This window comes from Vibrio sp. B1Z05 (genome assembly GCF_052955985.1).
In genome coordinates this window covers 408504-431413 of the sequence record NZ_CP130464.1, presented here as the reverse complement: position 1 = coordinate 431413, position 22910 = coordinate 408504, and the positions used below count along the sequence as shown (strand labels likewise).

The 22910-nt window shown below is 42.3% G+C and carries 26 protein-coding genes and 1 riboswitch; of the genes, 10 read left to right on the top strand and 16 right to left on the bottom strand.

What is annotated here, in order from left to right; all coding sequences use genetic code 11:
• Positions 1 to 19 precede the first annotated feature (19 nt).
• From QV280_RS14750 to QV280_RS14740, 3 genes are all read left to right on the top strand, one after another.
• Positions 20 to 658, top strand: a complete 639-nt coding sequence (locus QV280_RS14750; RefSeq protein WP_152820749.1) for a sugar transferase — start codon at positions 20 to 22, stop codon at positions 656 to 658.
• Between the two features lie 244 nt (positions 659 to 902).
• Entirely contained in the window at positions 903 to 3047 is a 2145-nt protein-coding gene (locus QV280_RS14745) for an LruC domain-containing protein (protein ID WP_152820747.1), read from the top strand.
• 16 nt (positions 3048 to 3063) lie between these two features.
• Entirely contained in the window at positions 3064 to 3609 is a 546-nt protein-coding gene (locus QV280_RS14740) for a hypothetical protein (RefSeq protein ID WP_152820745.1), read from the top strand.
• Positions 3610 to 3716: 107 nt separating this feature from the next.
• Here the strand turns inward: QV280_RS14740 and QV280_RS14735 are convergent, their stop codons facing one another.
• From QV280_RS14735 to nirB, 5 genes are all read right to left on the bottom strand, one after another.
• The gene (locus QV280_RS14735; RefSeq protein ID WP_152820743.1) at positions 3717 to 4559 is read right to left on the bottom strand and encodes a hypothetical protein; all 843 of its coding nucleotides are present in this window, start codon (positions 4557 to 4559) and stop codon (positions 3717 to 3719) included.
• Positions 4560 to 4877: 318 nt separating this feature from the next.
• Complete coding sequence (gene cobA, locus QV280_RS14730) at positions 4878 to 5642, bottom strand: uroporphyrinogen-III C-methyltransferase (protein WP_152820741.1); 765 nt, start codon at positions 5640 to 5642, stop codon at positions 4878 to 4880.
• A 105-nt stretch (positions 5643 to 5747) separates the two neighbouring features.
• On the bottom strand, positions 5748 to 6587 hold the full coding sequence (locus QV280_RS14725) for a formate/nitrite transporter family protein (RefSeq protein WP_152820739.1): 840 nt from the start codon (positions 6585 to 6587) through the stop codon (positions 5748 to 5750).
• A 104-nt stretch (positions 6588 to 6691) separates the two neighbouring features.
• Positions 6692 to 7015 (bottom strand): nitrite reductase small subunit NirD, encoded by a 324-nt coding sequence (gene nirD / locus QV280_RS14720; RefSeq protein WP_152820737.1) that lies wholly within the window; start codon positions 7013 to 7015, stop codon positions 6692 to 6694.
• A gap of 15 nt (positions 7016 to 7030) precedes the next feature.
• Positions 7031 to 9589, bottom strand: a complete 2559-nt coding sequence (gene nirB, locus QV280_RS14715) for a nitrite reductase large subunit NirB (RefSeq protein ID WP_152820735.1) — start codon at positions 9587 to 9589, stop codon at positions 7031 to 7033.
• A gap of 206 nt (positions 9590 to 9795) precedes the next feature.
• A riboswitch (purine riboswitch) is annotated at positions 9796 to 9895 on the top strand.
• 30 nt (positions 9896 to 9925) lie between these two features.
• Between nirB and add the strand changes: the two genes are divergently transcribed.
• Entirely contained in the window at positions 9926 to 10927 is a 1002-nt protein-coding gene (gene add, locus QV280_RS14710; protein WP_152820733.1) for an adenosine deaminase, read from the top strand.
• A 107-nt stretch (positions 10928 to 11034) separates the two neighbouring features.
• Here add and QV280_RS14705 read toward each other — a convergent pair whose 3' ends face one another.
• On the bottom strand, positions 11035 to 11382 hold the full coding sequence (locus QV280_RS14705) for a YajD family HNH nuclease (RefSeq protein WP_023405707.1): 348 nt from the start codon (positions 11380 to 11382) through the stop codon (positions 11035 to 11037).
• A 198-nt stretch (positions 11383 to 11580) separates the two neighbouring features.
• Positions 11581 to 12201 (bottom strand): LysE family translocator, encoded by a 621-nt coding sequence (locus QV280_RS14700; RefSeq protein ID WP_023405706.1) that lies wholly within the window; start codon positions 12199 to 12201, stop codon positions 11581 to 11583.
• Between the two features lie 360 nt (positions 12202 to 12561).
• On the opposite strand from QV280_RS14700, the gene QV280_RS14695 reads away from it, so the two are divergent.
• The gene (locus QV280_RS14695) at positions 12562 to 13335 is read left to right on the top strand and encodes an ion transporter (RefSeq protein ID WP_023405705.1); all 774 of its coding nucleotides are present in this window, start codon (positions 12562 to 12564) and stop codon (positions 13333 to 13335) included.
• Here QV280_RS14695 and QV280_RS14690 read toward each other — a convergent pair.
• Positions 13327 to 13845, bottom strand: coding sequence for an NUDIX hydrolase (locus tag QV280_RS14690; protein WP_152820731.1), 519 nt, complete (start codon positions 13843 to 13845; stop codon positions 13327 to 13329). The two genes, QV280_RS14695 and QV280_RS14690, sit on opposite strands and share 9 nt — an antisense overlap.
• Before the next feature lie 132 nt (positions 13846 to 13977).
• On the opposite strand from QV280_RS14690, the gene QV280_RS14685 reads away from it, so the two are divergent.
• Positions 13978 to 14271, top strand: a complete 294-nt coding sequence (locus QV280_RS14685) for a putative hemolysin (RefSeq protein ID WP_152820729.1) — start codon at positions 13978 to 13980, stop codon at positions 14269 to 14271.
• 94 nt (positions 14272 to 14365) lie between these two features.
• On the opposite strand, the gene QV280_RS14680 is transcribed toward QV280_RS14685, so the two are convergent.
• Positions 14366 to 14764 (bottom strand): OsmC family protein, encoded by a 399-nt coding sequence (locus QV280_RS14680; RefSeq protein WP_152820728.1) that lies wholly within the window; start codon positions 14762 to 14764, stop codon positions 14366 to 14368.
• Between the two features lie 351 nt (positions 14765 to 15115).
• Between QV280_RS14680 and QV280_RS14675 the strand changes: the two genes are divergently transcribed.
• Complete coding sequence (locus tag QV280_RS14675) at positions 15116 to 15325, top strand: cold-shock protein (RefSeq protein ID WP_017029576.1); 210 nt, start codon at positions 15116 to 15118, stop codon at positions 15323 to 15325.
• A 94-nt stretch (positions 15326 to 15419) separates the two neighbouring features.
• Complete coding sequence (locus QV280_RS14670) at positions 15420 to 15959, top strand: YaeQ family protein (RefSeq protein ID WP_023404664.1); 540 nt, start codon at positions 15420 to 15422, stop codon at positions 15957 to 15959.
• Positions 15960 to 16026: 67 nt separating this feature from the next.
• Here the strand turns inward: QV280_RS14670 and QV280_RS14665 are convergent, their stop codons facing one another.
• From QV280_RS14665 to QV280_RS14650, 4 genes are all read right to left on the bottom strand, one after another.
• Entirely contained in the window at positions 16027 to 16698 is a 672-nt protein-coding gene (locus tag QV280_RS14665; RefSeq protein WP_253912551.1) for a potassium channel family protein, read from the bottom strand.
• Positions 16698 to 17795, bottom strand: a complete 1098-nt coding sequence (locus QV280_RS14660) for an AI-2E family transporter (RefSeq protein ID WP_152820726.1) — start codon at positions 17793 to 17795, stop codon at positions 16698 to 16700. The genes QV280_RS14665 and QV280_RS14660 overlap by 1 nt, the downstream gene beginning before the upstream one ends.
• Positions 17796 to 17976: 181 nt before the next feature.
• Positions 17977 to 18483 (bottom strand): DUF3087 domain-containing protein, encoded by a 507-nt coding sequence (locus QV280_RS14655; RefSeq protein WP_152820724.1) that lies wholly within the window; start codon positions 18481 to 18483, stop codon positions 17977 to 17979.
• A 225-nt stretch (positions 18484 to 18708) separates the two neighbouring features.
• Positions 18709 to 19170, bottom strand: coding sequence for a TetR family transcriptional regulator (locus QV280_RS14650; RefSeq protein ID WP_023404660.1), 462 nt, complete (start codon positions 19168 to 19170; stop codon positions 18709 to 18711).
• A 217-nt stretch (positions 19171 to 19387) separates the two neighbouring features.
• On the opposite strand from QV280_RS14650, the gene QV280_RS14645 reads away from it, so the two are divergent.
• Positions 19388 to 19690 carry a DUF406 family protein gene (locus QV280_RS14645; RefSeq protein WP_023404659.1) on the top strand — a complete coding sequence of 101 codons (303 nt, stop codon included), beginning with the start codon at positions 19388 to 19390 and terminating at the stop codon, positions 19688 to 19690.
• Positions 19691 to 19776: 86 nt separating this feature from the next.
• On the opposite strand, the gene QV280_RS14640 is transcribed toward QV280_RS14645, so the two are convergent.
• On the bottom strand, positions 19777 to 20910 hold the full coding sequence (locus QV280_RS14640) for a 1-acyl-sn-glycerol-3-phosphate acyltransferase (RefSeq protein WP_023404658.1): 1134 nt from the start codon (positions 20908 to 20910) through the stop codon (positions 19777 to 19779).
• A gap of 199 nt (positions 20911 to 21109) precedes the next feature.
• Between QV280_RS14640 and QV280_RS14635 the strand changes: the two genes are divergently transcribed.
• Positions 21110 to 21709 (top strand): hypothetical protein, encoded by a 600-nt coding sequence (locus QV280_RS14635; RefSeq protein ID WP_152820722.1) that lies wholly within the window; start codon positions 21110 to 21112, stop codon positions 21707 to 21709.
• Between the two features lie 72 nt (positions 21710 to 21781).
• Here QV280_RS14635 and QV280_RS14630 read toward each other — a convergent pair whose 3' ends face one another.
• Positions 21782 to 22261 carry a hypothetical protein gene (locus tag QV280_RS14630; protein ID WP_367869568.1) on the bottom strand — a complete coding sequence of 160 codons (480 nt, stop codon included), beginning with the start codon at positions 22259 to 22261 and terminating at the stop codon, positions 21782 to 21784.
• Positions 22262 to 22306: 45 nt separating this feature from the next.
• The gene (locus QV280_RS14625) at positions 22307 to 22831 is read right to left on the bottom strand and encodes a nicotinate-nicotinamide nucleotide adenylyltransferase (protein WP_152820720.1); all 525 of its coding nucleotides are present in this window, start codon (positions 22829 to 22831) and stop codon (positions 22307 to 22309) included.
• Positions 22832 to 22910: the final 79 nt, after the last annotated feature.

Genomic DNA, 22910 nt, shown 5'->3' with positions numbered 1-22910 from the left:
TCATATAAAAGGAATTATTATGTACACCTTGACCAAAAAAAATGCCGCGATCAGCATCGGCAAACGATTTTTCGACATCTCCGGCTCTATTATTGGCATCGCTTTGTTACTGCCTTTATTGCCAGTCATCAGCATCGCCATTTTAGCGACCTCAAAAGGCCCACTGTTTTATCGTCAATTGCGTGTCGGCAAATCAACCCCGAATGAAATGGCATTGTTTGAAATCATTAAATTTCGCACCATGTACCAAGATGCAGAAGCAAAAGGTGCCAGTTGGGCAACCCAGCATGACCCTAGGATCACACCAGTTGGACGAATACTTCGTAAAACCAGACTGGACGAATTGCCACAACTAATTAACGTATTAAAAGGCGAAATGTCATTAATTGGTCCGCGCCCTGAGCGTCCAATTTTCTATAAAACCCTTGAAGATCAAATCCCATTTTTTGCTGACCGTACTTACGGTGTATTACCCGGTATTACCGGTTTGGCACAAGTAAATCAAGGCTACGATACCTGCATCGATGATGTACGTTCAAAAGTTGGCTTTGATCATAGCTATGCCCTTTCTCATAGCAGTTTCCTTAGTTGGCTCAGTACCGATTTTCATATTACCGTAAGAACACTTTGGATTATGGTTGACGGACGAGGCCAATAATACCAACCACCTTACATACACGCCTTCCTTAGCCCAACGTATTCTCTTTATGCGTTGGGCTATTTCATTTTTATCGTCATTTTTTGCTAATTCTCATATTGAGAATCAAAACAGTATAAAACCCAATGATTTCCCTGATTTAAGTTCCGTAAAACTGGCACACATCTTGGAAGATAAACAATACATGCGAAAAACATGAACATAGTTAGCCATTTAGTTAACAACAATGTATAGGGAAATCACCATGCCAAACCACACACTATTCAATAACTCTCTACTAGGAGCTTTGGTTGCGTCAGCTATCCTTGCTCCGTTAGATAGCGATGCCTCCTCTTTTGAAACTTGCCCAAGTAAAGCGTATTTGTTTCAAGCCAACCCTGTTCAGGTATATGGCATCAACCTAGTCACAGGCCAAACGGCCCTGCTGCAATCAGACACGGGCTTAGATGCCAATATCAATGGCGTAGGGTTTGATTTTGATAGTCGTTATATCTATGGCTATGACACCAGCAATAAACAGCTCGTTCGTTTAGGTGAAGACTTTCAAGCAGAGGTTTTAAATACGGTGGGCCTACCAACAGACCACACCTTTTATGTGGGCGATGTCGCCAACAACGTTTACTTTCTGTATCGCAAAGGAAAAGGCTTGTTCAAAGTCGATCTTGCGCCATTGGATAATGATCCTAACGCACAATTATTAGTCGAAAGAATTACTGCTAACGCCCCTATCAACCTAACGGACTTTGCATTTCACCCACAAGACGGACAGTTATATGGCGTAGACAACAGCAGCGGCATTTTATACAGCTTCGATACTGACACTGGAGTCGCAACTGAGATAGGTGATACTGGAGAAACGGGAACCTTTGGCGCTGGTTATTTTGACGTTAACGGTAACTACTATGTTTCGCGAAACCAAGATGGTCATATTTACCGCATTGATCTTTCTGATCCCAACAAAATTGCCCAAGGAATAGTCCCTGCTCTTAAATTTGCCGATGGCCCAAGTTCATCGCAAAACGACGGTGCACGCTGTGCCAATGCCCCGCTCATTGATGAAGACTCTACAATAGACTTTGGTGATGCACCGCAAAGCTACCAAACCACCTTAGAAAACAACGGACCTCGTCATCAAATTGACGGCATTACTTACTTAGGCGACCAAGCGCCCGACGGTGAACAAGATGGCCTTGTCGCTCCTTTAAGTGACGATAGCACGGGGCTTTCAGACGAATCAGGCGTGGGGTTTGTCACGGCTATAGAGCCAGGGCTTGACTCGATTGTGACTGTGAATGCTTCTACTCAAGGCTACTTATCCGCATGGTTTGATTGGAACCAAGACGGTGACTTTGACGATGACGGCGAAAAAGTGTTTTCCGACGTACTTTTATCTCCAGGGATCAACCCCCTTACTTATACGGTAGCGTATAACGCCGTCGATGGACGCACTTGGTCTCGATTTAGATTCAGTCAGCAGCAAGGATTGAATTACTATGGTGGCGCCACATCTGGCGAAGTTGAAGATCATCCCATTACCGTTTCTAGCGAAGGCATTTCTATTCGACACTTCCCTAGTGAAACCGGATACGCCACCCTTGCCTATGAAGATAATTGGCCCTATACCGCTGATTACGATATGAATGATGTCGTTATTCATTATCGAGTTACTGAAGTACTGCGTAATCAACAAGTAGAAAAATCACTGATCCAAGGACGATTGTCCGCTGTCGGTGCTGATTATCACAATGGCTTTGCGGTGCGCTTACAAGGGCTAGATAAAAACAGCATCGATACCGAGCTAACTCGTCAATATCACAATGGTACCCAACTTGAAAATAATGGATTAGAGCTCAGTAGCAACGAAGCTATCTTTATAGTTGAACAGGATTTAACCCTCTATAAAACCGACACTTGCGCATTTTTTAGAACCCAAATTGGCTGCATAGAAAATGAAAACTTCAATTTTGAATTGCATATCACTTTGAAAGATAACAGTGATCGCTCAAATTTGATCGCTATGCCTTATGACCCCTTCATTTTTGCCACTCCTGGCTACTATCACGGTGAAGGACTGCCTTTCCACCCTGGTCGCCAATGGGAAGTCCACCTTGCTGATGTTGCACCTACCGAGCAATTTAATGCTGACGCCATGTTTAATCTCGGAGTAGATGCAAGTAACCCAGAACAAGGTATTTACTTTAAAACCGACCGCAATCTGCCTTGGGCACTGTTAATGACCGAAGAATGGCAATGGCCTCTAGAGCGCACCGATCTGGTACATGCTTATCCAGAATTTGCCGAATATGCCGAATCTGGCGGTAAACAAAAAAGTAGTTGGCATAAGCGCAGTCGCGCCGTTACCTCAAAAATATACAACCTATCAAACTAAGGCAGAGGCGATCATTATGAATACATTGACCCAATGGATAACATGTCCCACTTTATTGACCCTAGCTCTAAGCACGATACTAAGCGGACTACTAAGTGGCTGTGGCGGAGGTGGTTCCGATTCAGCGGAAGAACCTCAAATTGAACCCACAATAATTGAAAACCCAATTGCCAACGATGAAGCGATGTTGACAGAGGAAACCTCAACAGAGAAAAATACCCCAGACACTGTGATCCTGCGATCTATGCAAGACCTTACGGTACCAGAAGATTTTGACTATGACCCAACCCGCTCAATGAGCTTAATGGTAGATATTAGCCAATTTAGTACCGAACGTGCGTATATCTCACTGTATAGTCAATATAAACTAGCTGAAGATGGCCGCTATATTCCCGACTATGCCTATCGAATTGCCAATAGCTCACTTAATCAAGGCGCGACCGAAATCGACATCACCTATGCTCAAGAATACCATTCACTATTGGCAGAGATCTGGTTTTATGATGGCTCAGAGCCACTGCAATACCTAATCAATGAGGAGAAAAATAGCATCCGGTATTAATATATCCCCCTAATGCGACTAATAAAGCCGTGCTCAATCAGGTCAATTGATCAGTAGTATTAGGGGAAAAGGGATATTTAAAGCAAAAAGCTAAACCGTTGTCATCGTTAATTTTTGGCTTCAATTAACTTCTTCTGATGCATCGCAATCGCTTGGATTCTTGCGGTGATGTCGGTGAATTGTCGGGTATCTAAATGAGAGAAAAAGACGATAGCGCCATCTTGTATGACCCAACCATCGCGATTGGCATCAAGCATTTGAATAATACTTTGCACTTCATTGATGGCGGATAGCTCTGATTCCCATAATTTTTTTTGCTGTTTGGCATACAAAATCTGCGCATCAATATAGCTTGCTTCAATTTCGGCACTGGCTTCGTGCTCATAAAGTTCTTGCTCAAGATCATGTACTTTTTGCTGTGTTTTTAGCAAATGATCAAAAATAACCGAACGGGTATCCTTAATAATGGCGTAACTTTCGATAAGGTTACGATCATTTTGTAGACGCGAAAGATCTAAAATAGAGTACCAACCTGACTCCATGACTGCTTGCTGGAAGCTTGGGCTCAGTTCTGTTGGTTGTGGCAGCACAATCGGTTCAGGGGTATTTTGCGCAACCGAAGTTAGCGCAGTCAGGGAGCGTATAGGCTCGTCTCGAATAGGTTCTTTGGTGTGCGAACCGGCAAAACAGCCAATCCCTAATGCCGCTATAATGGCAACCAATGCCCAAATAGCTCGAAGGGTTTGTCTCGCACTAGTAAAGAAGATCAGTAATAGTCCCCAACAAAAGAGGATGCTGACCAGCCACTTCCAACTATGTACAAAGAAGGACGCTTGTGGGACAGACGCCGAATATCCTTGATAAGTAGACAGTGTTATCACTAGTACTAACCCTAGAAAATACACTAGAGTTCCTGAGAGTGGTGTCACCCTCAGAGAAGGTTTTTTCATATTTAGCTTTCCCTGCTAAAGCAATGTATTACTTTGAAGGTTCTCCTGAAGCTTTATATTACAACTTGTTATAGTAACAATGGATAGTTTTCGGTGTTTTTATACCATAAAACCCCAAAAACCCTACTTAGTTCACAACTAAAGCTGAAAATAACGTAACAAAAAGCGATTTTATATGCATGATTTAATGACATAAAATAAGGTGGCTGACGTCAATTAACCTAAAAACAATAAACCTAATTAACTCTATGCGACAAGCTAGTATAAGAAGAGCTTTAATTCGCTAAATCATAGACAAAGTAATCCCTTTTACTTTATCTATGATCCGTTAAACCAAGCGAGTTGAGAATGCAAACTAGTTACACTACCCACCACAATTAAAGATGGGCTAATCGCCTGCTCAGCAATATTGGACAACTCACTTAATTGTCCAGTCAGTACTCGCTGTTGCGCTGTTGTACCACGCTCAATAATAGCAACGGAAGTGCGCTCAGAAAGGCCCGCATTGATCAGTTTGTGCTGAATATTAGCGCTCTCTTTAAGTCCCATGTAAAACACTAAGGTAGTATTGCCTTTGGATAGACTTGCCCAGTCAATATCCATACCCTCTTTTTTCAAGTGACCTGTTATAAAATGCACACTTTGCGCATGATCGCGATGAGTCAGAGGTATCCCCGCATAAGCCGTGCACCCAGCAGCAGCTGTAATGCCAGGTACCACTTCAAATGGGATCTGTTCTTGCGCTAACTTCTCTAATTCTTCTCCGCCACGCCCAAAAATGAAGGGATCGCCGCCCTTTAGACGCACCACATGCTTATTTTGCTTAGCGTGCTCAACTAATACTTGGTTAATTTGATCTTGTGGCACACAGTGATGATTGAGCTGTTTGCCCACGTAAATACGACGAGCATCGACGTTAACCAGCGCCATGATCTCTTCTGACACCAAACGGTCATAAACAACCACATCGGCTTGTTGAATTAAACGTAGGGCTTTTACCGTTAATAGATCTGGGTCACCGGGGCCTGCGCCGACCAGAGAGACAAATCCCATTGGATTTATTGAGGTTGGTTTACATGTCATCGTAAAGCTCACAAATATTATTTATAAGAAGTGACCTCAAAAAAGAGCCGATCACTTGTTATAAATAATGACCTTACCGCCTGACACGATAAGGTCATTTTGAACTTAAGCCGTTGCTTTTACTGCTTTCTCTTGTTGCGCTTCAATTGCTGGCGCTGTTTTAATGTGAGTAAGGTAAAGCGGTACACAGGTGAAGAATAAACCACCTACAATGTTGCCTAAAATAGTAGGAATAAGGTTAAAGTTCAGCCAAGTTGCAATGCCAAAATCAGCACCTAGCATCATGCCTAGTGGGAATAGGAACATGTTTACAACAGTATGCTCAAATACTAAGGCAAAGAAGATAAAGATAGGTAACCACATGGCGACTACTTTACCTGCCACAGTGCGTGCTGTCATGTTGCCAATAACACCAAGACACACCATTAAGTTACAGAAAATACCGCGTACAAAACAGGTGATCCACCCATCTACGCCCATGTTTTCAAAACCAACGGTACGCGCTGTAGAAGCGGCGATAAATTTTTGTGCGACCGCATTAGGTTCGATAGAAAAGTTGGCAGTAAGCGATACTGCAATTAGGTAGGCCACAATCAGTGAACCGATAAGGTTGCCAAAACCGACAAGCCCCCAGCAACGCAATATTTTGCCCCAAGTTACGCCTTTACGATTATCAAATTTAGCCAATGGTGCTAGACCAAAAGCGCCCGTAACCAAATCGTAGCCCATCAAGCTTAAAATGCAGAAACCCACAGGGAAGACCAGTGCGCCCACTACACCAACGCCAGTTTGTACAATTGCTGTAATGGCAACCACAACGGCGATAGACAAGATAATGCCCGCCATAATGCCACGAAGAATTAGATCCCTTGCGCTGGTTTTTACCTTGGCTTCACCAACATCCACCATCGTTTGCACAAATTCTGCAGGTTTTAAATCATTCATTTTGCTATCCATATAAAAGTTAAAAGTTAAAATTGAATAGTCAAAGGCTCCCTGCTCTTACCTTGAAAAAGACAAGACGAGGAACCTTTTCGCTATTAAATCTCTTATGCAGAAATTTCAACCGCACCTTTAATTACGCGTGCTTTGAAAGCGCGAACGTTAAAACGCTCATCTTCCATGCATGCGCCAGTACTTAAGTTAAAGCGTTGTTTCTTTAACGGACTTGCTACCCAAAGCTCTTCTTTGTGCTCTACGATTAATCCGCGAGAAAGCACATTTGATTGAGCAAAAGGGTCAGTATTTGAAATAGCAAACACCTTCTCTTCATTTGAAGGTCTAAATACCGCAACTTGTTGACCTTCAACTAACGCGCAAACGCCTGTTCCCGGTACAATGTCGTCAATATTACAGATCGATTGGTAACTCATTGTGGACTCCCCTTATTAATCAATAATCGCTTCGTGAAAGATGTCGCCTTTGGCTTCAGGATGTTTTTCCGTGAAAGTCGCAGGACGGTGTTGCTCACGTGCATCGACAAAGACAACGTTATCATCACGAAGATCTGAGTTAATAAAGTGCGAGAAACGAGTCAGTTGTAGCTCATCATTGATAGCGTCAGTCCACTCACAACGATATTCTTCAACCAGTTTTGCCACATCAGCTTCAAGCTGTGCATTGATGTTAAGCTTGTCTTCCACAATCACGTCACGTAAGTAGTCAACGCCACTTTCTAGGTTTTCAAGCCACACTGATGTGCGTTGCAGTGGTGCAGCCGTGCGAATGTAGAACATCATGAAGCGGTCGATGTATTTGATCAGGGTTTCTTGATCAAGGTCGGTTGCCAGTAAATCAGCATGACGAGGTTTCATGCCACCATTACCACATACGTACATATTCCAGCCCGCATCAGTGGCAATAATGCCTAAATCTTTACCTTGTGCTTCGGCACATTCACGAGTACAACCCGATACGCCAAACTTCATCTTATGTGGCGTACGAATGCCCTTGTAGCGATTCTCAATCATAGAGCCAAGGCCCACAGAATCTTGCACACCGTAACGACACCAAGTAGAGCCAACACAGGTTTTCGCCATACGCAGCGCTTTAGCGTACGCTTGACCGGTTTCAAAGCCCGCTTCAATCAGCTTGCGCCAAATAGCCGGAAGATCGTCTTTTTGCGCGCCAAATAAACCGATGCGCTGTGCGCCAGTCACTTTGGTGTATAAGTCGTATTCCGCCGCCACATTTGCTAGGGCCGCCAAGGCTTGCGGAGTCACTTCACCACCGGCCATACGCGGGATAACAGAGTAAGTGCCGTCTTTTTGGATGTTACCGAGGAAGTTATCGTTGGTATCGTGCAGTTTAACCAGTTGCGGCTTAAGAATATGCTCGCCCCAGCAAGACGCTAAGATAGAACCCACTAAAGGTTTACACACTTCACAGCCATAACCTTTACCGTACTTCTCTAATAGCTCATCAAAAGTTTTGATCTCTTCAATGCGAATAAGGTGGAATAGCTCTTGTCGCGAATACGCAAAGTGCTCACAAACATCGCTTTTCACTTCCACGCCCGCTTTAGCAAGCTCAGCATTAAGTACCGACGTCACAAGAGGAATACAGCCGCCACAACCTGTGCCCGCGTTAGTCACAGTTTTAATATCTGCCACTGTATGATGACCATCGGCGACCGCTTTTGCGATTTGGCCTTTAGTCACATCAAAACAAGAACAAATTACCGCACTTTCTGGCAGAGAGTCCGCGCCCAGAGTCGGTTTTTCAGCGCCTGCGTGTGCAGGAAGAATCAAGGCATCTGGGTGTTCTGGAAGCTCAATTTCATTAAGCATCAGCTGTAACAAATCGCCATAGTCAGAGGTATCACCGACCATAACAGCGCCAAGCAGTTTTTTACCATCTTCAGAAACTATCAAACGCTTGTAGACTTCTAGCTCTTCATTTTGATAAACAAAGCTTTTGCAGCCAGGAGTACGACCATTTGCATCACCAATTGAACCTACTTTTACGCCAAGCAGTTTCAATTTCGCACTCATGTCAGCGCCTTCAAACTGGCTTTCATTGCCGACAATATGATCCACCGCTACGGTTGCCATTTTGTAACCCGGCGCAACTAGCCCGTAGAAATGTTGATTCCACGACGCACATTCACCGATAGCATAGATATTGTCATCTGAAGTTTGGCAATGGTTGTTGATCGCAATACCGCCACGAGGCGCGATATCTAACGCCATTTGACGCGCCAGTTTGTCTTGCGGACGAATACCCGCTGAGAACACAATAAAGTCAGTTTCAAGTTCACTGCCGTCTGCAAAACGCATAACGTTACGCAACTCTTTACCGTCAGGGGCAATTTCAAGGGTATTTTTGCTGGTGTGAACATTCACGCCCATACGCTCAATCTTCTGGCGCAGCTGATTGCCACCAGCTTGGTCAAGCTGTTCAGCCATCAGTTTTGGCGCAAATTCAACTACGTGTGTTTCCACGCCCAATGCGCGCAGTGCACCTGCTGCTTCAAGCCCAAGCAAACCACCACCGACAACCACACCTACTGTGCTGTTTTTGGCTGTTGCTTCAATGGATTTTAAATCTTCGATAGTGCGGTAAACAAAGCAGTCTTTGCTTTCGTTACCTTTGATAGGCGGTACAAATGGGTAAGAACCGGTTGCCATCACCAATTTGTCATAGGCAATTTCACGACCTGTACTAGAATGTACAATACGGTTTTCACGGTTAACATTAATGGCGCGTTCACCTATTAAAACGTTAATGCCGTGTTTTTCATAAAAACCTTCTTTAACAAGAGAAAGCTCTTCAGCGGTATGGTGAGAAAAATACGAAGAAAGGTGGACTCGATCATAGGCAATACGGGGCTCTTCACAGAACACGGTAATATCCATATTTGAAACATCTGTTTTTTCTACCAGATCTTCAATATAACGATGTCCAACCATGCCGTTCCCGATGATAACTAGCTTCATCTTGCTCATAGCGGATTCCTTTAGGCTTTAAAATTTACAAAACTTGCGCGATTGTATGTAGGAACGGCATTGTAAAATTGATCTAGATCAATTTCGACCAAATATACCCCTCTTTGGGTAGTTGTCATACAAAACTACAAATAAGTAATTGATTCATAATAAATTCCCATTTTTCCTACTCTTTACAGTTTGTAACAAGGCGTTTGTGTTGCTAAAATCAGCTCGCAATCGAGCTTCATATAATCCCTCTGATACGGTGTGGGAGTCTCTACCAAAGGCCAATAACCTTTGATTATGAATTCATTGTCTTTATTTATTCCTGTCTCTTAATAAAGGTGACGACTTATGGATTTTTGCTCTCTGCCAAAAATTGACCTACATTGCCATTTAGACGGCAGTGTTCGACCAGAAACGATCATTGACCTAGCAGAAGGTCAAAACATCGAATTACCTAGCCAAGACGTTGAGGTGATCCGAAACTTGATGATTGCACCGGAAACGTGTGTTGATCTAAAAGAGTATCTGACTCGCTTTGAGCTGCCTCTACAAGTGATGCAAACAGAAAAAGCACTTGAACGAATCTCATATGAAGTGTTTGAAGATGCGGCCAAAGAAAACGTTAAATACCTTGAACTGAGATTTGCTCCCCTACTGCATACAGCAAAAGGGCTAACCGTTAAGCAAATCATTTCATCTGTCGTGAAAGGTATGAAACGTGCAGAGCTTGATTATGATATTCGTGGTAACTACATACTGTGTATTCTGCGCACCATGCCAAAAGATGACATTCAGCTGGTTATCGATGAAGGCGCTAAATACTTAACGAAAGGCGTTGTTGCGTTTGATCTTGCAGGTGCTGAAGCGGCAGGTTTTTGCCATGACTTTGTAAAAGAAGCCAAGTATGCACGTAAAAAAGGGTTTCACGTCACCATACATGCTGGCGAACAAGGTAATGGACAAAATGTACAAGATGCGGTTGAGCTTTTAAAAGCGGAGCGTATTGGACATGGCATCCATATCATTGATCATTCAGGTGGTTTTAAAGCCGTACGCAATGGCAATGTGGGCTTAGAGACTTGTCCTAGCAGTAATGTGCAAACCAAAGCGGTACAAGATATTGAGTCACACCCTGCTAAGCGCTTTTATAAGCAAGGTCTGGCAGTGACCATCAATACGGATAACAGAACAGTATCCAACACGACTATGACTCAAGAAGTGCAAAAAGTGTGTGAACAGTTTTATCTTTCACAAAAAGACTATGTGTCTATCTATTTAAACAGCGTAGACCAAAGCTTTGCCAGTGATGAAATCAAACAAGAGCTGAGAAATTACGTCGACGAGTTGTAATACTTATATAGACAGTGACAGACTCACTAGAATTGATAGAAAAACGGCCATGTGCATCACACATGGCCGTTTTTTATGGAATCAGTTTTCTTATACCGTCTATAACGCTATTTTTTCATCATTTTTGCTAAGTCAGCAAACGGGTTATGAGTCGCCACTTGATGATCATCAGCGCGAGCCACAGGATCGACGCCATAACGTTCATGATCGGTATATTTTGAGTGCTCATGATCATGACAATACAAGCAAAGCAGCTCCCAGTTACTTCCATCTTCCGGGTTATTAGTATGGTCGTGATCTTTGTGATGAACCGTTAATTCGCGTAGGTTCGAATAGACAAATTCACGAGCACAATTACCACACACCCAAGGATAAAGTTTCAGTGCTTTATCACGATAGCCGGACTCTTTGCGAGCATAGGCAGCACTACTACCTGTAAAATCTGAAGAAGACATCTTTATTTCCACATTAATTTAGACCATTGCTAGTGATCAACGGATCGCTGTAACCGCTTAGAATGCGACGCTACTTACGATCTATCTATAACTATAATTGGTATTCGCTACTGGTATAACCGTTAAATTAGCATATTTTATTATGCGATGCAGGAGGATAAGCACACATTTGTTGACCCATACCGCTTAGGGTTTGAATTAGGTTAAAAATAACCAAATCCCCACCCCTATCATTAAACTGCCCGCAATACGGTTCATCAATTTGACGTTGTCACTGTTTGCCAACATCATTCTAAGCCCCTTACCTCCCGAGGCATAAATGCTCATGCAAATAAACTCAGACAACATAATAATGCCGACCAAAATTACCAGTTGAGGGGCTACCGCAAATTTTGGACTGATAAAAGGTGGCAACAGAGAAATCATAAATGCCCAACCTTTTGGATTGGCGATAGCAGTAATAAAGCCTTGCGCCACCAAACCATAATTACTGGCGCCAGAAGAGGCAAGGTTTTGTTCAGAGAGCGCCATTTTGCCTTTGGAACGCCACATTTGAATGCCGAGATAACTTAAATAAGCTGCGCCAACGATTTTAAAGCCCATAAATAAGGCTGGCATTTTGATCATAATCGCCGCTATGCCCAATACGGCGCTGATCGCCACCACAGCAACGCCAAGCACCTCACCGAGCATCATCCACAAGGTTCGCTTATAGCCAATACTCATGCCTAAACCTAGCGCTAATGTCATACACATACCAGGAGTAATGGATACAAATAAGAAAGTGGGAATAAAGACCCATAAAGTGGCGATATCCAAAATCAACGTCTCACAGATAATTAAAACAGGAGGTACAAATTATACTCAAACAAGGGAATACACAAGTTTTTAACATTAGCCCATTATGTATTACTGACTATTTTTCATAGTGTTACTGTTGTTTATCGTATAATCCCTCAAAACTTGTCATTAATTTAAAAAGTCACACCGTCACTAATTGATTGCTTTTCTTTAACCGTTTTACTCTGTGTTCGCACTCTAGATACTAAACCAAGCCTAAGCACTATAATTACCTTATCGATTGGGATATATTGCTTGCAAGGAACTATCCCCTCCATCGGCCTAGGTATTAATGGCTGTTACCAGTAGCACCTCGATGATCACTAATTAACGTAAATTATGAATCCTAAATTACAAGAAGCGAAACGAGAGCTGGGACCAATACAGTTTTTAACTCTGGTTCTGTCTATCTATGTGTTATTGGTGTTATTTGTAGAAAATGCCTTCGACCTTTCCGATGATATTCTAGATTTGCTGACCATAGTGGATACCTTCGTCTGCGGGGTTTTCTTAGTCGATTTTTTCCAACGTTTCTATCGCGCGCCAAATAAACTGGTGTTTATGAAGTGGGGATGGATTGACCTGCTTTCGAGCATTCCTATGGTTGATACCCTGCGCTATGGCCGATTTATCCATTTAATTCGCTTCTTTAGGATCTTAAGAGCGATACGTTCAACCAAAGTCATTCTTAATTTCCTATTTCATAACCGTCGCAAAGGTACCTTTACTATTGTCGCTAGCGTTTCTGTGCTGCTGGTTATTTTTGGCGCGATTGGGATTTTGCAATTTGAAAGAGGCTTACCTAATTCCAACATTCAAAATGCCAGCGATGCACTGTGGTGGGCTTTTGTCACCATCACAACCGTAGGTTATGGTGACTATTATCCTGTGACGACATTTGGTCGCATGGTGGCGACGGTATTGATGACCGCAGGGGTTGGTTTGTTTGGTACCTTTACCGGCTTAGTGGCAAACTGGTTTATGCTAGAAGGCGAACAACAAGAGAACCGCCAAGAACAAAAAGAGCGCCAAGAATTAAAGCAAGATATCGCTACCTTGCACAATGAAGTCGCCGAATTAAAAGAGCTGATTAAACAAAAACACTCACAGTAACTCTTGGGCGATTAAGTGCAGCAAAAAGGTTTCTCTTTCAATGCTTAAGCCTTTTTTGTCACTGGTCGCCATCGTGTGTTCATTGTGCCTAATCGCATCATAAATGTTGACCCACAATGCCTGCATACCATTATTTATCTCGTACTCTTCAAAATTAGGCGTACCTAAAATCGGGTCTACTTGGCAGGTATAACAATACGAATGCATGTGCATCACATCGGCATCGTTCTTATACCACGGACGAAACTCTTCAAATACGCCAAACGGAGCAATATTGCGAATATTTTGCGCGCCCGTTTCTTCTTGTAATTCACGCACTAAGCCTTCAATGACATCCTCCCCCTCATCCAAACCGCCACCGGGCAATGAGTAGTCATGATAACGCTCGGTATACATCAGCAGTATTTGCTCACCACGTAGAGCTATCGCTCGGGTTGCCTGTCTTTGAATGATGGTATGTTGGTCAAGTTGAGATAAGCTAGGGTGTACTCGGGTTGTTAAATGGCGCATTACGTTAGTTTTCAAAAGAATAATTGGGGTTATTTTAACATGTTGTACTTGGTTAACTATTGAATTAATTGGGATATCTCGTACACTAAATCAAACAAGATAAAATCATTTAGTTCTTTGGAGCCAATAGTAATGAAGAAAATCCTCCTATTATCTGTGATGACAGCTACTGTGTTGCTTGCAGGCTGTGCAAACAAAGATGACGAATACACGGTAAAGGACTGGGATCCAATTACCAGTAAAGCATCTATGTATTGTGTACAACAAAATCACGAGATTGAGCGTGCGACAGAGAACAATAACCGTGTTACCTATTGTGAGCTCTCTGACAGCGAAAAATATGAGATCTGGGAATACTATTACAAAAATCATGAAGATGAGCGTCCAGACAATCAAAATCAGACCGACGAGACTGCAGCAAAATAAGCAGCGCTTTGGCTAGCGATAAAACCAACAAAGCCCCGTTCAGCGATGAACGGGGCTTTTTCTTCGATTATAGCGACTTAATTAATAAATAGCGTTATACAATTTCCCAAGAATGGGTCATTTGTACGCCCTTATCCAGCATCAGACACACTGAACAATACTTCTCTAGCGAGTCTTGCGCCACTTTCGCCACAATGGCAGGATCGAGCGCTTCACCAGAAACTTCAAAATGAATATTAATTTGGGTAAAGTATTTTGGCGCTACGTCACGGCGAGTACTAGACAGTTTCGCCACACAACCTGTGACCTTCTGCCCTGCACTTTTTAATCCATCCACAACATCGACAGAGCTACAACCACCAGCGGCAATTAACACCATTTCCATCGGGCTTGGCGCTGTTTTACCGCCACTGCCATCCAACACTACAGAGTGACCCGACTGAGATTCACCAATAAATTTGAAATCTTCAACCCAAGATACGGTTGCTTGCATAATCAATTCCTCTACTCGTTTTGCCTCATTGTACAGAGGAGCAGAGTAACTCAACAAGCAAAAGATGACGACTACGTTGCAAAACCGGCAAGTTTAAGTTTCATGTATAAAAAGTTGAATACGCCTAACAATTTTACAAATTGGCCCCCAGTAACTACCTTTGATTTCATTGACTTATCTACTCTGCTCTATACACTGAATCAGGCAGGAAAAGTTTTGTTTTTGATGTTGTACAGTACTGTTGGAGACTTGTCACCGTCGTATTCATCAGCGGTCAATACAATCTATTTTCAAGCTCTTAGAATGGTCGCAACAGGCCAAATTTAGTTAAAATGTAAAGGAAAACTGACAATGTCAAACACAGTTACTGGTACCGTAAAATGGTTTAACGAAACTAAAGGTTTTGGTTTTATTCAACAAGAAAACGGTCCAGACGTATTCGCTCACTTCTCAGCTATCCAAGGCGACGGTTTCCGTACTCTTGCTGAAGGCCAAAAAGTAGAATTTGTTGTTACTACCGGTCAAAAAGGCCCACAAGCAGAGCAAATTCGCGCTGTATAATCTGCGCTAAGTAAGCCAGTACCTTGCTGGCTTACTTTTAGTTGCCGTTACCTATATAATCACCGCCTATCTCCTACTCTCTGGAATTCCCACTTTGGCGCTCAAACCCACTATTTTTAAGTTTCGTGTAAACATTGCGGACACCAATCGCAATCGATTTGAAGATATCAACCTCACTATCGCTAAGCATCCTTCGGAAAATGAAGTTCGCATGCTAGTTCGTATTTTGGCCTTTTGTCTCAACGCTACCCCTAACCTGACTTTCACTAAAGGTCTGTCCGATCAAGAAGAGCCAGATATTTGGGAGTTATCTGATATTGGTGACATTTTGACGTGGATTGAAGTGGGTGAACCATCAACCGATCGCGTAAAAAAAGCGGCACGTAAGTCAAAGCAAACGCACATTTATACCTTCAACGAAAATAAATCCAATGTTTGGTTTGCAAAAAATCAATCCGCATTGCGCGACATTAAAACCAGTGTCACGCAATTTGATTTTGCTCCTATCACAGAATTAGTGGCAGGATTACAACGTACTAATGATTTGAGTTTAATGATCTCTGGAGATTCTATGTTTGCCACACTAGGCGACATAAATTCGGAAATTAAAGTGACTGAACTGCAAGTGCAGTAAAAAATATTCAGTAGGGTCCTTGATAGCCAATGACCCTACTTAGCCTTTGCTTGTTATTTAATAAATATCATTCATCACTTGCGCTACTTTTCTGGGACAGTCCCCCACTGACTAAACTAGAAACCAGTATTGCCAAATAAAAGACTCCCGCAATAGCTTGAAAATACGCAACAAACCGTGTCAATGGCTCGCTAGGAGAAATCGCGCCATAACCGACAGACGTCATGGTAATAAAGCTGAAATAAATCATTTTCGACAGGTTATCTAGCCATGGCCCATATTCGATGCCATTAAAGCCTCCCCCCAATAGCTCTAACAGCAACAATTGCACGAACGCAAACCACAGCCCCATCATTAAATAAATGCAGATAGAGCCGACGATTTGATTCCTATCGATACTTGGCGCTTTTAATACTAATAACGTGGCATGTTTTAAGTATTGGCCAATAAACATAATCAGTGCGGCAAGCGAGACTATGGAAAGATTGGCTGCGTCAAAAATGGAAGCTAATGAGGACAACATCACCAATACAATCAAAAAGCCAAGCCAGCCACGCGTTCTTATTTTTTGGCTTTCAATACCAAAAATAGAAGCTGACATACAAAACAACAGCCCCAGTAAGATCACGCTCTGGCCAGTGCCAAAAAACTGCTCCATGATGGCGCACCCGCCAAGTAAAACTATTAACGCAACCAACAAATATAGAAAATTATCGCGCTCTGTCATTTTGGCCATCATTATGTCTCTTTTTGTGGTTGCGCCTTATCGCCTTGCTCATTCTCAACCTCAGATTGAGCTAACCAAGCGACGAACAAGCGATGCGTCACAGCAAGAACCACCGCCCCAACAAACAAGCCCACAATGCCCGACATTGCCATACCACCGATGGCACCTAACAATATGACTAGCATGGGGATATCAGTCCCTCGTCCCATCAGCATAGGTTTTAGTATCGCATCACTGGCACTGACCAACACGCACCATACGGTAAAGATTCCTGCCACTAGCGTCGTGTCAGTTGTCCAGGCAAAAAACAGCGCCGGAATTAAGGCTAAAATAGGTGGCAATTGAATGATGGCAACAATTAGCACCGCTAACATCCATAACCCTGCAAAAGGAATATCAGCAAAATAGAGCCCGACTCCGGCCATCAAAGATTGAGTAATGGCAACACCAATAACGCCTTGTACTACGCTACGCACGGTCGCCACCGATATTTGTGTGAACTGAGCACCATAATCGCCGGCAAGGCGCACTGATATTTGTTGAAATGATTTTTCGCACGCCTGTGCATTTGCCATGAATACGCCCGCAATCAACAAAGAAATCGTAAACTGTAAAACGCTACCGCCAACACTGCCAACGGTCGCAATCACCGTACCAAGCAGGTCTTTTACATGCTCTGAGTGTTGAATTAATGCATTGCTAAGATTGACAGAAAAGCCCAGTAACGTGGCATACAAGTGCTCACCTATGATAGGCCAATCTTGAATACTCTCTGACGGCGGTTTTAATTGCAGTGTGCCACTTTGCACTTGCTCATACACATCCCCAGCACTGCTAAATAGACTGTCCCCAATTAAATACGACGGTAAAATGAGCAGTGCGACGCCAACAAGTGACAATAACCAACTCGATTTGCCTTGTGATAGCCCCACTTTGGTTTCGATCCCCTTCATCAGAGGAAAGAGTGCCGTAGCGATAATTGCGCCCCAAACCACCAACAAGATAAAGGGTTTGAGTATCTGAAAGCACAAATAGAGCAATATGCCGACGATGACGATTTTAATAAAAGCATCGATTGCGTGCTTAGAGAAATCCTGAGAAGTGTTCATAAAAAGTCCTTGTAATACAATCTTCTAACTGTAGTTTAGATGCTTTTCTAAATAAGTTATCAACAAGTATTGAACTTTTTATATTTCGGTTAAAAAAAGAAGGGGATTTAATGTAAATAAGAAGAAAGGCGTCGTGATTAGTCTACTTAACGGCTCACTGACGCCAATGAAGGTTGAATGGTTAAAATGCTTTTAATATTTTGGAATGATATTGACGAATGTCGAGTTCAACACCATATTCACGCGCCCAAATATCAAGTTGAGCTTGAGACTTATGTAAGCTGTCCATAGTGATGGTGTTATCGTCTAATTTCCATAACTGGCGAGAACCATCGTAGCTAAACTGCAACGCTAGCATTGCCTGTGCGTTTCCTTGTTTGGCGTGTTCAAGTAATTGGCGATTCTTACGATAAATAAGATTTAGAGCATGCTTTAACTCCCACACATACACTACTTCTTTCATCTTTGGGTGAGTTTTTAAATTAAGTAGAGTGATACCTAACAGAGCTGCGCTCACCACTACGCCGAGTGCATTCCAATGAAAATGGCTACCTGATTCAGACGGCAGTAAATGAATTAAAGTTTGAGAAATCGCTAAGCTTGATGCCGTTAAACCCGCGATACAAGCAACGATGACCACATTTAAGCGGGCGCGGTATTGTGCCTTGTTGATGTCTAATAACTGCATGAGTTGTCCGTTTTTTAAGCAAGGTAGAGTGCGTGAATATAAGTGCTAGTTAGCCTTTTGCAACGCCGATTATACACAACTCAACGAGTTGGATAAGTAACTCATATTGAAAGTTTTACTCAGGTCGTTGCATACCGTGACATTTGGTGTGGTATTGCACGTAAATGCACTTTTCAGTGTTTCACTGAAGAAGGTTTCATCGACTAATTGTGCTCTTGTATTCGTTCAGTTCACTAAACGAATCACAGCAAGCCCTAACAACCACTCAAGTTCTTTTTTGCTTTCCTCACCATATTGTTCTTGTAGCAAAGCAAATAGACGATCGATTCCTTGCAACGAAAACGCTTTCGCCCCGTCAAAAACGGTAATGTGGTGAATCATCAAGCGCAAGATTGCTAGAAATTGTGAAGACTGTAATGACGCTTGCCAACTTTTACTAAAACCTGTTAAACCTGAATCAAAGTCAAGGTGAGTGAGTAGTAAATCGAAGACACGATTTTGCGACTTTAAAGCAAAGTCCGCTTTTTTAGGGAAATGATGACTAATACCTGTGCGTGATACACCCGTGGCTCGACTTAATGTTGTATAAGACATTTGGTCATAGCCGATCGTCAACATTTGCTCGAGCACCGAATCCATAATCATGTTCACGGTTATTTCTGTATCTTCTTTACTGCGCTTTGGCATTACACCGACCTATAATTGGAGAGTAAATCTTGTTTTAGATCATACTCATATAGTCGCGATATAGATTCAATGCATGCCCCTTTATTCTGACAATCAAATGACAAAATGACATTCCCAATACACGTTATTAAATAAATGTTTAGATCTTACAAATATTTTTGTAGCTGATCACATCATTGCTATGTAAACTGAAACAAATCGTTATAGGAGATTGACTATGTCTAAAGTAACAAAAGAACCAGAAGTTTGTGAAGCATGCGGTGTGGCAGGCGAGATGGGCTTTGTTATCAACGTGGGTGATGAGACTTCTGAAGTATCACTATTTTCTTCAAGCAAAGAAGCGGTAGAAGTTGAGTTTCAAAACTATTTAGCCCTTGCTAAAGAAGTGAATGCTGCGGTTGAATCGCAAGTTGAAATCGTAGAAAACGATGATCAGTTTGAGCTTCACGCTAAACTGAAATTTGAAGTAAGTGCTGAAAAACTTATCTTCGATCTTAAGAGTCGTACTCTTTCTCGTTAATATTCACTTATCTGAATTAAAAAGGTTGAACTTATCACTAAGTTCAACCTTTTCTTTATCTGGCTTCTTAATTTAGCGAAGAAGGTTTAAGCAACCAACTCAGATTTATCTTTTGATAGATTTCGCACAGGGTTTGCGTAACCATCAATTAAGAAGGCTTTTGCCCCTTCTTCCAATTGCGCTAATTTCTCTTCAAATTTGTTCTTAGTGGCTTGATCGATAACAGTGTCATCTTCTACGCCAGCGGCCAACAGGTTAATTGGGAACAGTTTATAGTTATCATGGATTTGACGATCAATCTCATCGGCCAGAGCTTCTGGAGTGTCTAAGTCGTTATCAATCACATCACCAAAACTCACGTTCACTCTTCCTTTATAGCCCGTGATGCCTTTTACGATACTTTCGATATCTTCAAACTCTGACTTTTGATACTCACCTTTGGTCGCTTTTTGATGAAGCTCATTGGCTTTAGCAATATCGCAAGGGTCAATTTCGTAAGAGATTGCCACAGGAACAATCTTCAATGATTTCACGTAATCAGAGAAAGACATTTTGCGTTTGCGCCCTTCTAGCTGAATCATCTTAATGATAGCCGGATCGGTAAAGTCATTGCCGTCTTTTGCGCGCCCTTCTTTTTGTGCAATCCAGATAGAATTGCCCGTTTCTAAAGAGTGCTTAATATAAGACGACAGTAAACCCAATGTTTTCAACATCTCACGCGGGCCTTTTGCCGAGCGTTTAACAATAAAGCTCTTGTTGACTTTCATCAATTCGGTTGCACAAGGTTTACTTAACAAGTTATCGCCAATCGCAATACGAACGGTCTTATGCTGAGTGTTATGCAGGCCATAGTTGACTAGTGCAGGATCCATCGCGATATCACGGTGGTTGGAAATGAACAAGTAAGGCGTATCTCGATCCAGTTTATCAAGACCATCAAAATTCACATTGTCTGTGGTGGCATCAAGAGCTTTCTTTAGGTATTTTTCCACCTCGATCTGCACTGAGTCGATAGAGTCCAGTTTCCCCCAACGGTTTTTCAAATACAATTTCACAAGTGGTGACATGAGAGCCTGAAACCATTTTGCGTGATTGTTGAATTTGTGATTAAGAATAGCGGAGATAAATTCTTCATCATTAATTAAGCGACCGATCGCTGGAGCGATTTCTTCGTTGTTATAGGGTCTAATCTCTTGGTAAATATCGTTATCAGTAGACATATTCATCATCATTTGCAAAAAATCATGCCGATTTTACGCGCTTATTAAACAATTTACAGCAAGTTAGCACATGAAATTGTAAGGTCAGACCATATAAGGTCGCATTATTCCCCATTTATTTACATTGTTGCTATTGGCAGAGCACATCATATCGCGCTAACCTAATTAAAATAACGCTTAACATACACTGAACTTGCCCATGCATTACGCGATACAATTTGAAGATAAACAGTTTGACTACCTCTCATTAACCTCACGAAAGCCGACGCTTAAGCACCAACTTATTTATGTGGTTGAGGGTTTGGTCAGTGTGCGTTTGGGTAAGCTTGAGTATGCCATCGATAAAGGCAATTTCTTTTGGCTACCCGCCAATTGCTTATCTGCTTTGAGTTACTTCCCTAATACTCGCTGTAAAGTAGTAGAAGCCTCACAACGCCTCACCAAACCTTTCCCTAATAAAGCCGGTTACGTTAAAGCCAGTGAACTCGTTGTGGCATTATTTGATCGACTCGCTAACGTGCCTGATCCTTCAGAACATCAGCAAGTATTGCTCAGTGCAATGCAATATGAACTGCTTGAACTCAACCCTAATTTACAAACTACCTCTTTGAGTCATAAATTAAATCAATGGGATAGCTCAAGTAAAGATCTGTCGATTGAATATCAAATGGTGATGCGAGTGAAAGAAGCGGAAAAGCTGCGCTTATCCGGAACAAAAGAAGCGGACATTGCGCAGAGACTGTTTGCTGGTAGTGAACAAAGCTATCAAGCGGCTCGCTTGGCAGTTTTGGGGGAATAATTAAGCCGGGCTTCGTAGTAATAGATATAGGAAACTCGTGGGGCTAGTAGAAAAGGCCTTACGAGTGAATGTTTAGAACGGCACTTCTAATTGTACATGAACCACATCTTCAAAGTGTTCATGCCATTGATAATCTACTCGTACGCGCGGTTTGTCTTTTTCGCCAATGCCTACACTTAATTGAACCCCGTATGTTTTAATTATCTCTTCATACGAAAGGTCTGCATCGTTGGTGGTCATTTCTTCAGGACGGTACACACCAAGGCCAAAAAAGCTTTCTTCTACGCGCTGGGTTAACAGGGGATCATCAACATTTTTCAACATCCAATTCGACCAGTAATCCAATGTGGTTGGCTCGTCTTTTAAATGCGTAGTCACTAATAAATCATCAACGATTTCATCGACGGTATCGATAATCTCTTCACAAAGCTCTAAAGTAGAATTAACCAAAACGATGGTTCTTGTTGGATCGCGATCAAAAACACAAGCCTCAGGAGCTCCTGCCATAAAAGTGCCACATACCAGTGCTACTGTCGCATTTAATCGTGTCACTTAATCCAAGTGTCCTTTTGCTTTGAGAGTTCTGTCAGAATAATGTTAAATTGTGCGGTAGAAGTGTTGATTTTGCAATATTTTAACGACGCTTTTAGTCGTCAAATGGTTAATATCTTGATGCTGTGCAAGTTTTTCGCGTATTTCAGTACTGCGTATAGCGGTGGTTTCCGGGCATGCCAGTACGTTCCACTGCTTCATTATCTGCTCAGCTTTAGCAAACTTCGCAAAACTAAATAAATTATCCGGCCCCATCACAAAGGTTAATTCAGCGCCTGTATGTTCGGCTTGCAGAGCGCTTAGTACTTGAAAAGTGGTAATACTGCCCTCTTCTTGCTCACTCAATGTCTGTTCAATACGTGACAGGGCGACATTGCGGCAGGGAATATCACTAATAAAGCCTTCAATCATAGTGCAGCGTTCTGCATAGTCTAACATCTGCTTTCCCCAAGCGTGCGCGATACTGGGTACTAATAATACTTGATCAAAATGGGACAAACGCTCAATCACACTCAAATGACCATAACTTGGGGGATTGAAGGCACTGCCAAATACCGCTATTTTTTTCATTATTATTGCCCTCTATGCTTTGGAAAATTGAGCCGAATGAGAATTTGCAATATGATATCAAAAGTTGCCTTTGAATATT

Coding starts and splice junctions, on each gene's coding strand:
- cobA (WP_152820741.1), bottom strand. CDS start 5,642: ATGACATGTAAACCAACCTCAATAAATCCAATGGGATTTGTCTCTCTG.
- QV280_RS14745 (WP_152820747.1), top strand. CDS start 903: ATGCCAAACCACACACTATTCAATAACTCTCTACTAGGAGCTTTGGTT.
- QV280_RS14640 (WP_023404658.1), bottom strand. CDS start 20,910: ATGTCTACTGATAACGATATTTACCAAGAGATTAGACCCTATAACAAC.
- QV280_RS14735 (WP_152820743.1), bottom strand. CDS start 4,559: ATGAAAAAACCTTCTCTGAGGGTGACACCACTCTCAGGAACTCTAGTG.
- QV280_RS14725 (WP_152820739.1), bottom strand. CDS start 6,587: ATGAATGATTTAAAACCTGCAGAATTTGTGCAAACGATGGTGGATGTT.
- nirD (WP_152820737.1), bottom strand. CDS start 7,015: ATGAGTTACCAATCGATCTGTAATATTGACGACATTGTACCGGGAACA.
- QV280_RS14625 (WP_152820720.1), bottom strand. CDS start 22,831: ATGAAAAAAATAGCGGTATTTGGCAGTGCCTTCAATCCCCCAAGTTAT.
- QV280_RS14645 (WP_023404659.1), top strand. CDS start 19,388: ATGTCTAAAGTAACAAAAGAACCAGAAGTTTGTGAAGCATGCGGTGTG.
- QV280_RS14665 (WP_253912551.1), bottom strand. CDS start 16,698: ATGATGGCCAAAATGACAGAGCGCGATAATTTTCTATATTTGTTGGTT.
- QV280_RS14690 (WP_152820731.1), bottom strand. CDS start 13,845: ATGCGCCATTTAACAACCCGAGTACACCCTAGCTTATCTCAACTTGAC.
- QV280_RS14680 (WP_152820728.1), bottom strand. CDS start 14,764: ATGCAAGCAACCGTATCTTGGGTTGAAGATTTCAAATTTATTGGTGAA.
- QV280_RS14705 (WP_023405707.1), bottom strand. CDS start 11,382: ATGTCTTCTTCAGATTTTACAGGTAGTAGTGCTGCCTATGCTCGCAAA.
- QV280_RS14635 (WP_152820722.1), top strand. CDS start 21,110: ATGCATTACGCGATACAATTTGAAGATAAACAGTTTGACTACCTCTCA.
- add (WP_152820733.1), top strand. CDS start 9,926: ATGGATTTTTGCTCTCTGCCAAAAATTGACCTACATTGCCATTTAGAC.
- QV280_RS14650 (WP_023404660.1), bottom strand. CDS start 19,170: ATGCCAAAGCGCAGTAAAGAAGATACAGAAATAACCGTGAACATGATT.
- QV280_RS14675 (WP_017029576.1), top strand. CDS start 15,116: ATGTCAAACACAGTTACTGGTACCGTAAAATGGTTTAACGAAACTAAA.
- QV280_RS14740 (WP_152820745.1), top strand. CDS start 3,064: ATGAATACATTGACCCAATGGATAACATGTCCCACTTTATTGACCCTA.
- QV280_RS14685 (WP_152820729.1), top strand. CDS start 13,978: ATGAAGAAAATCCTCCTATTATCTGTGATGACAGCTACTGTGTTGCTT.
- QV280_RS14695 (WP_023405705.1), top strand. CDS start 12,562: ATGAATCCTAAATTACAAGAAGCGAAACGAGAGCTGGGACCAATACAG.
- QV280_RS14750 (WP_152820749.1), top strand. CDS start 20: ATGTACACCTTGACCAAAAAAAATGCCGCGATCAGCATCGGCAAACGA.
- nirB (WP_152820735.1), bottom strand. CDS start 9,589: ATGAGCAAGATGAAGCTAGTTATCATCGGGAACGGCATGGTTGGACAT.
- QV280_RS14655 (WP_152820724.1), bottom strand. CDS start 18,483: ATGCAGTTATTAGACATCAACAAGGCACAATACCGCGCCCGCTTAAAT.
- QV280_RS14660 (WP_152820726.1), bottom strand. CDS start 17,795: ATGAACACTTCTCAGGATTTCTCTAAGCACGCAATCGATGCTTTTATT.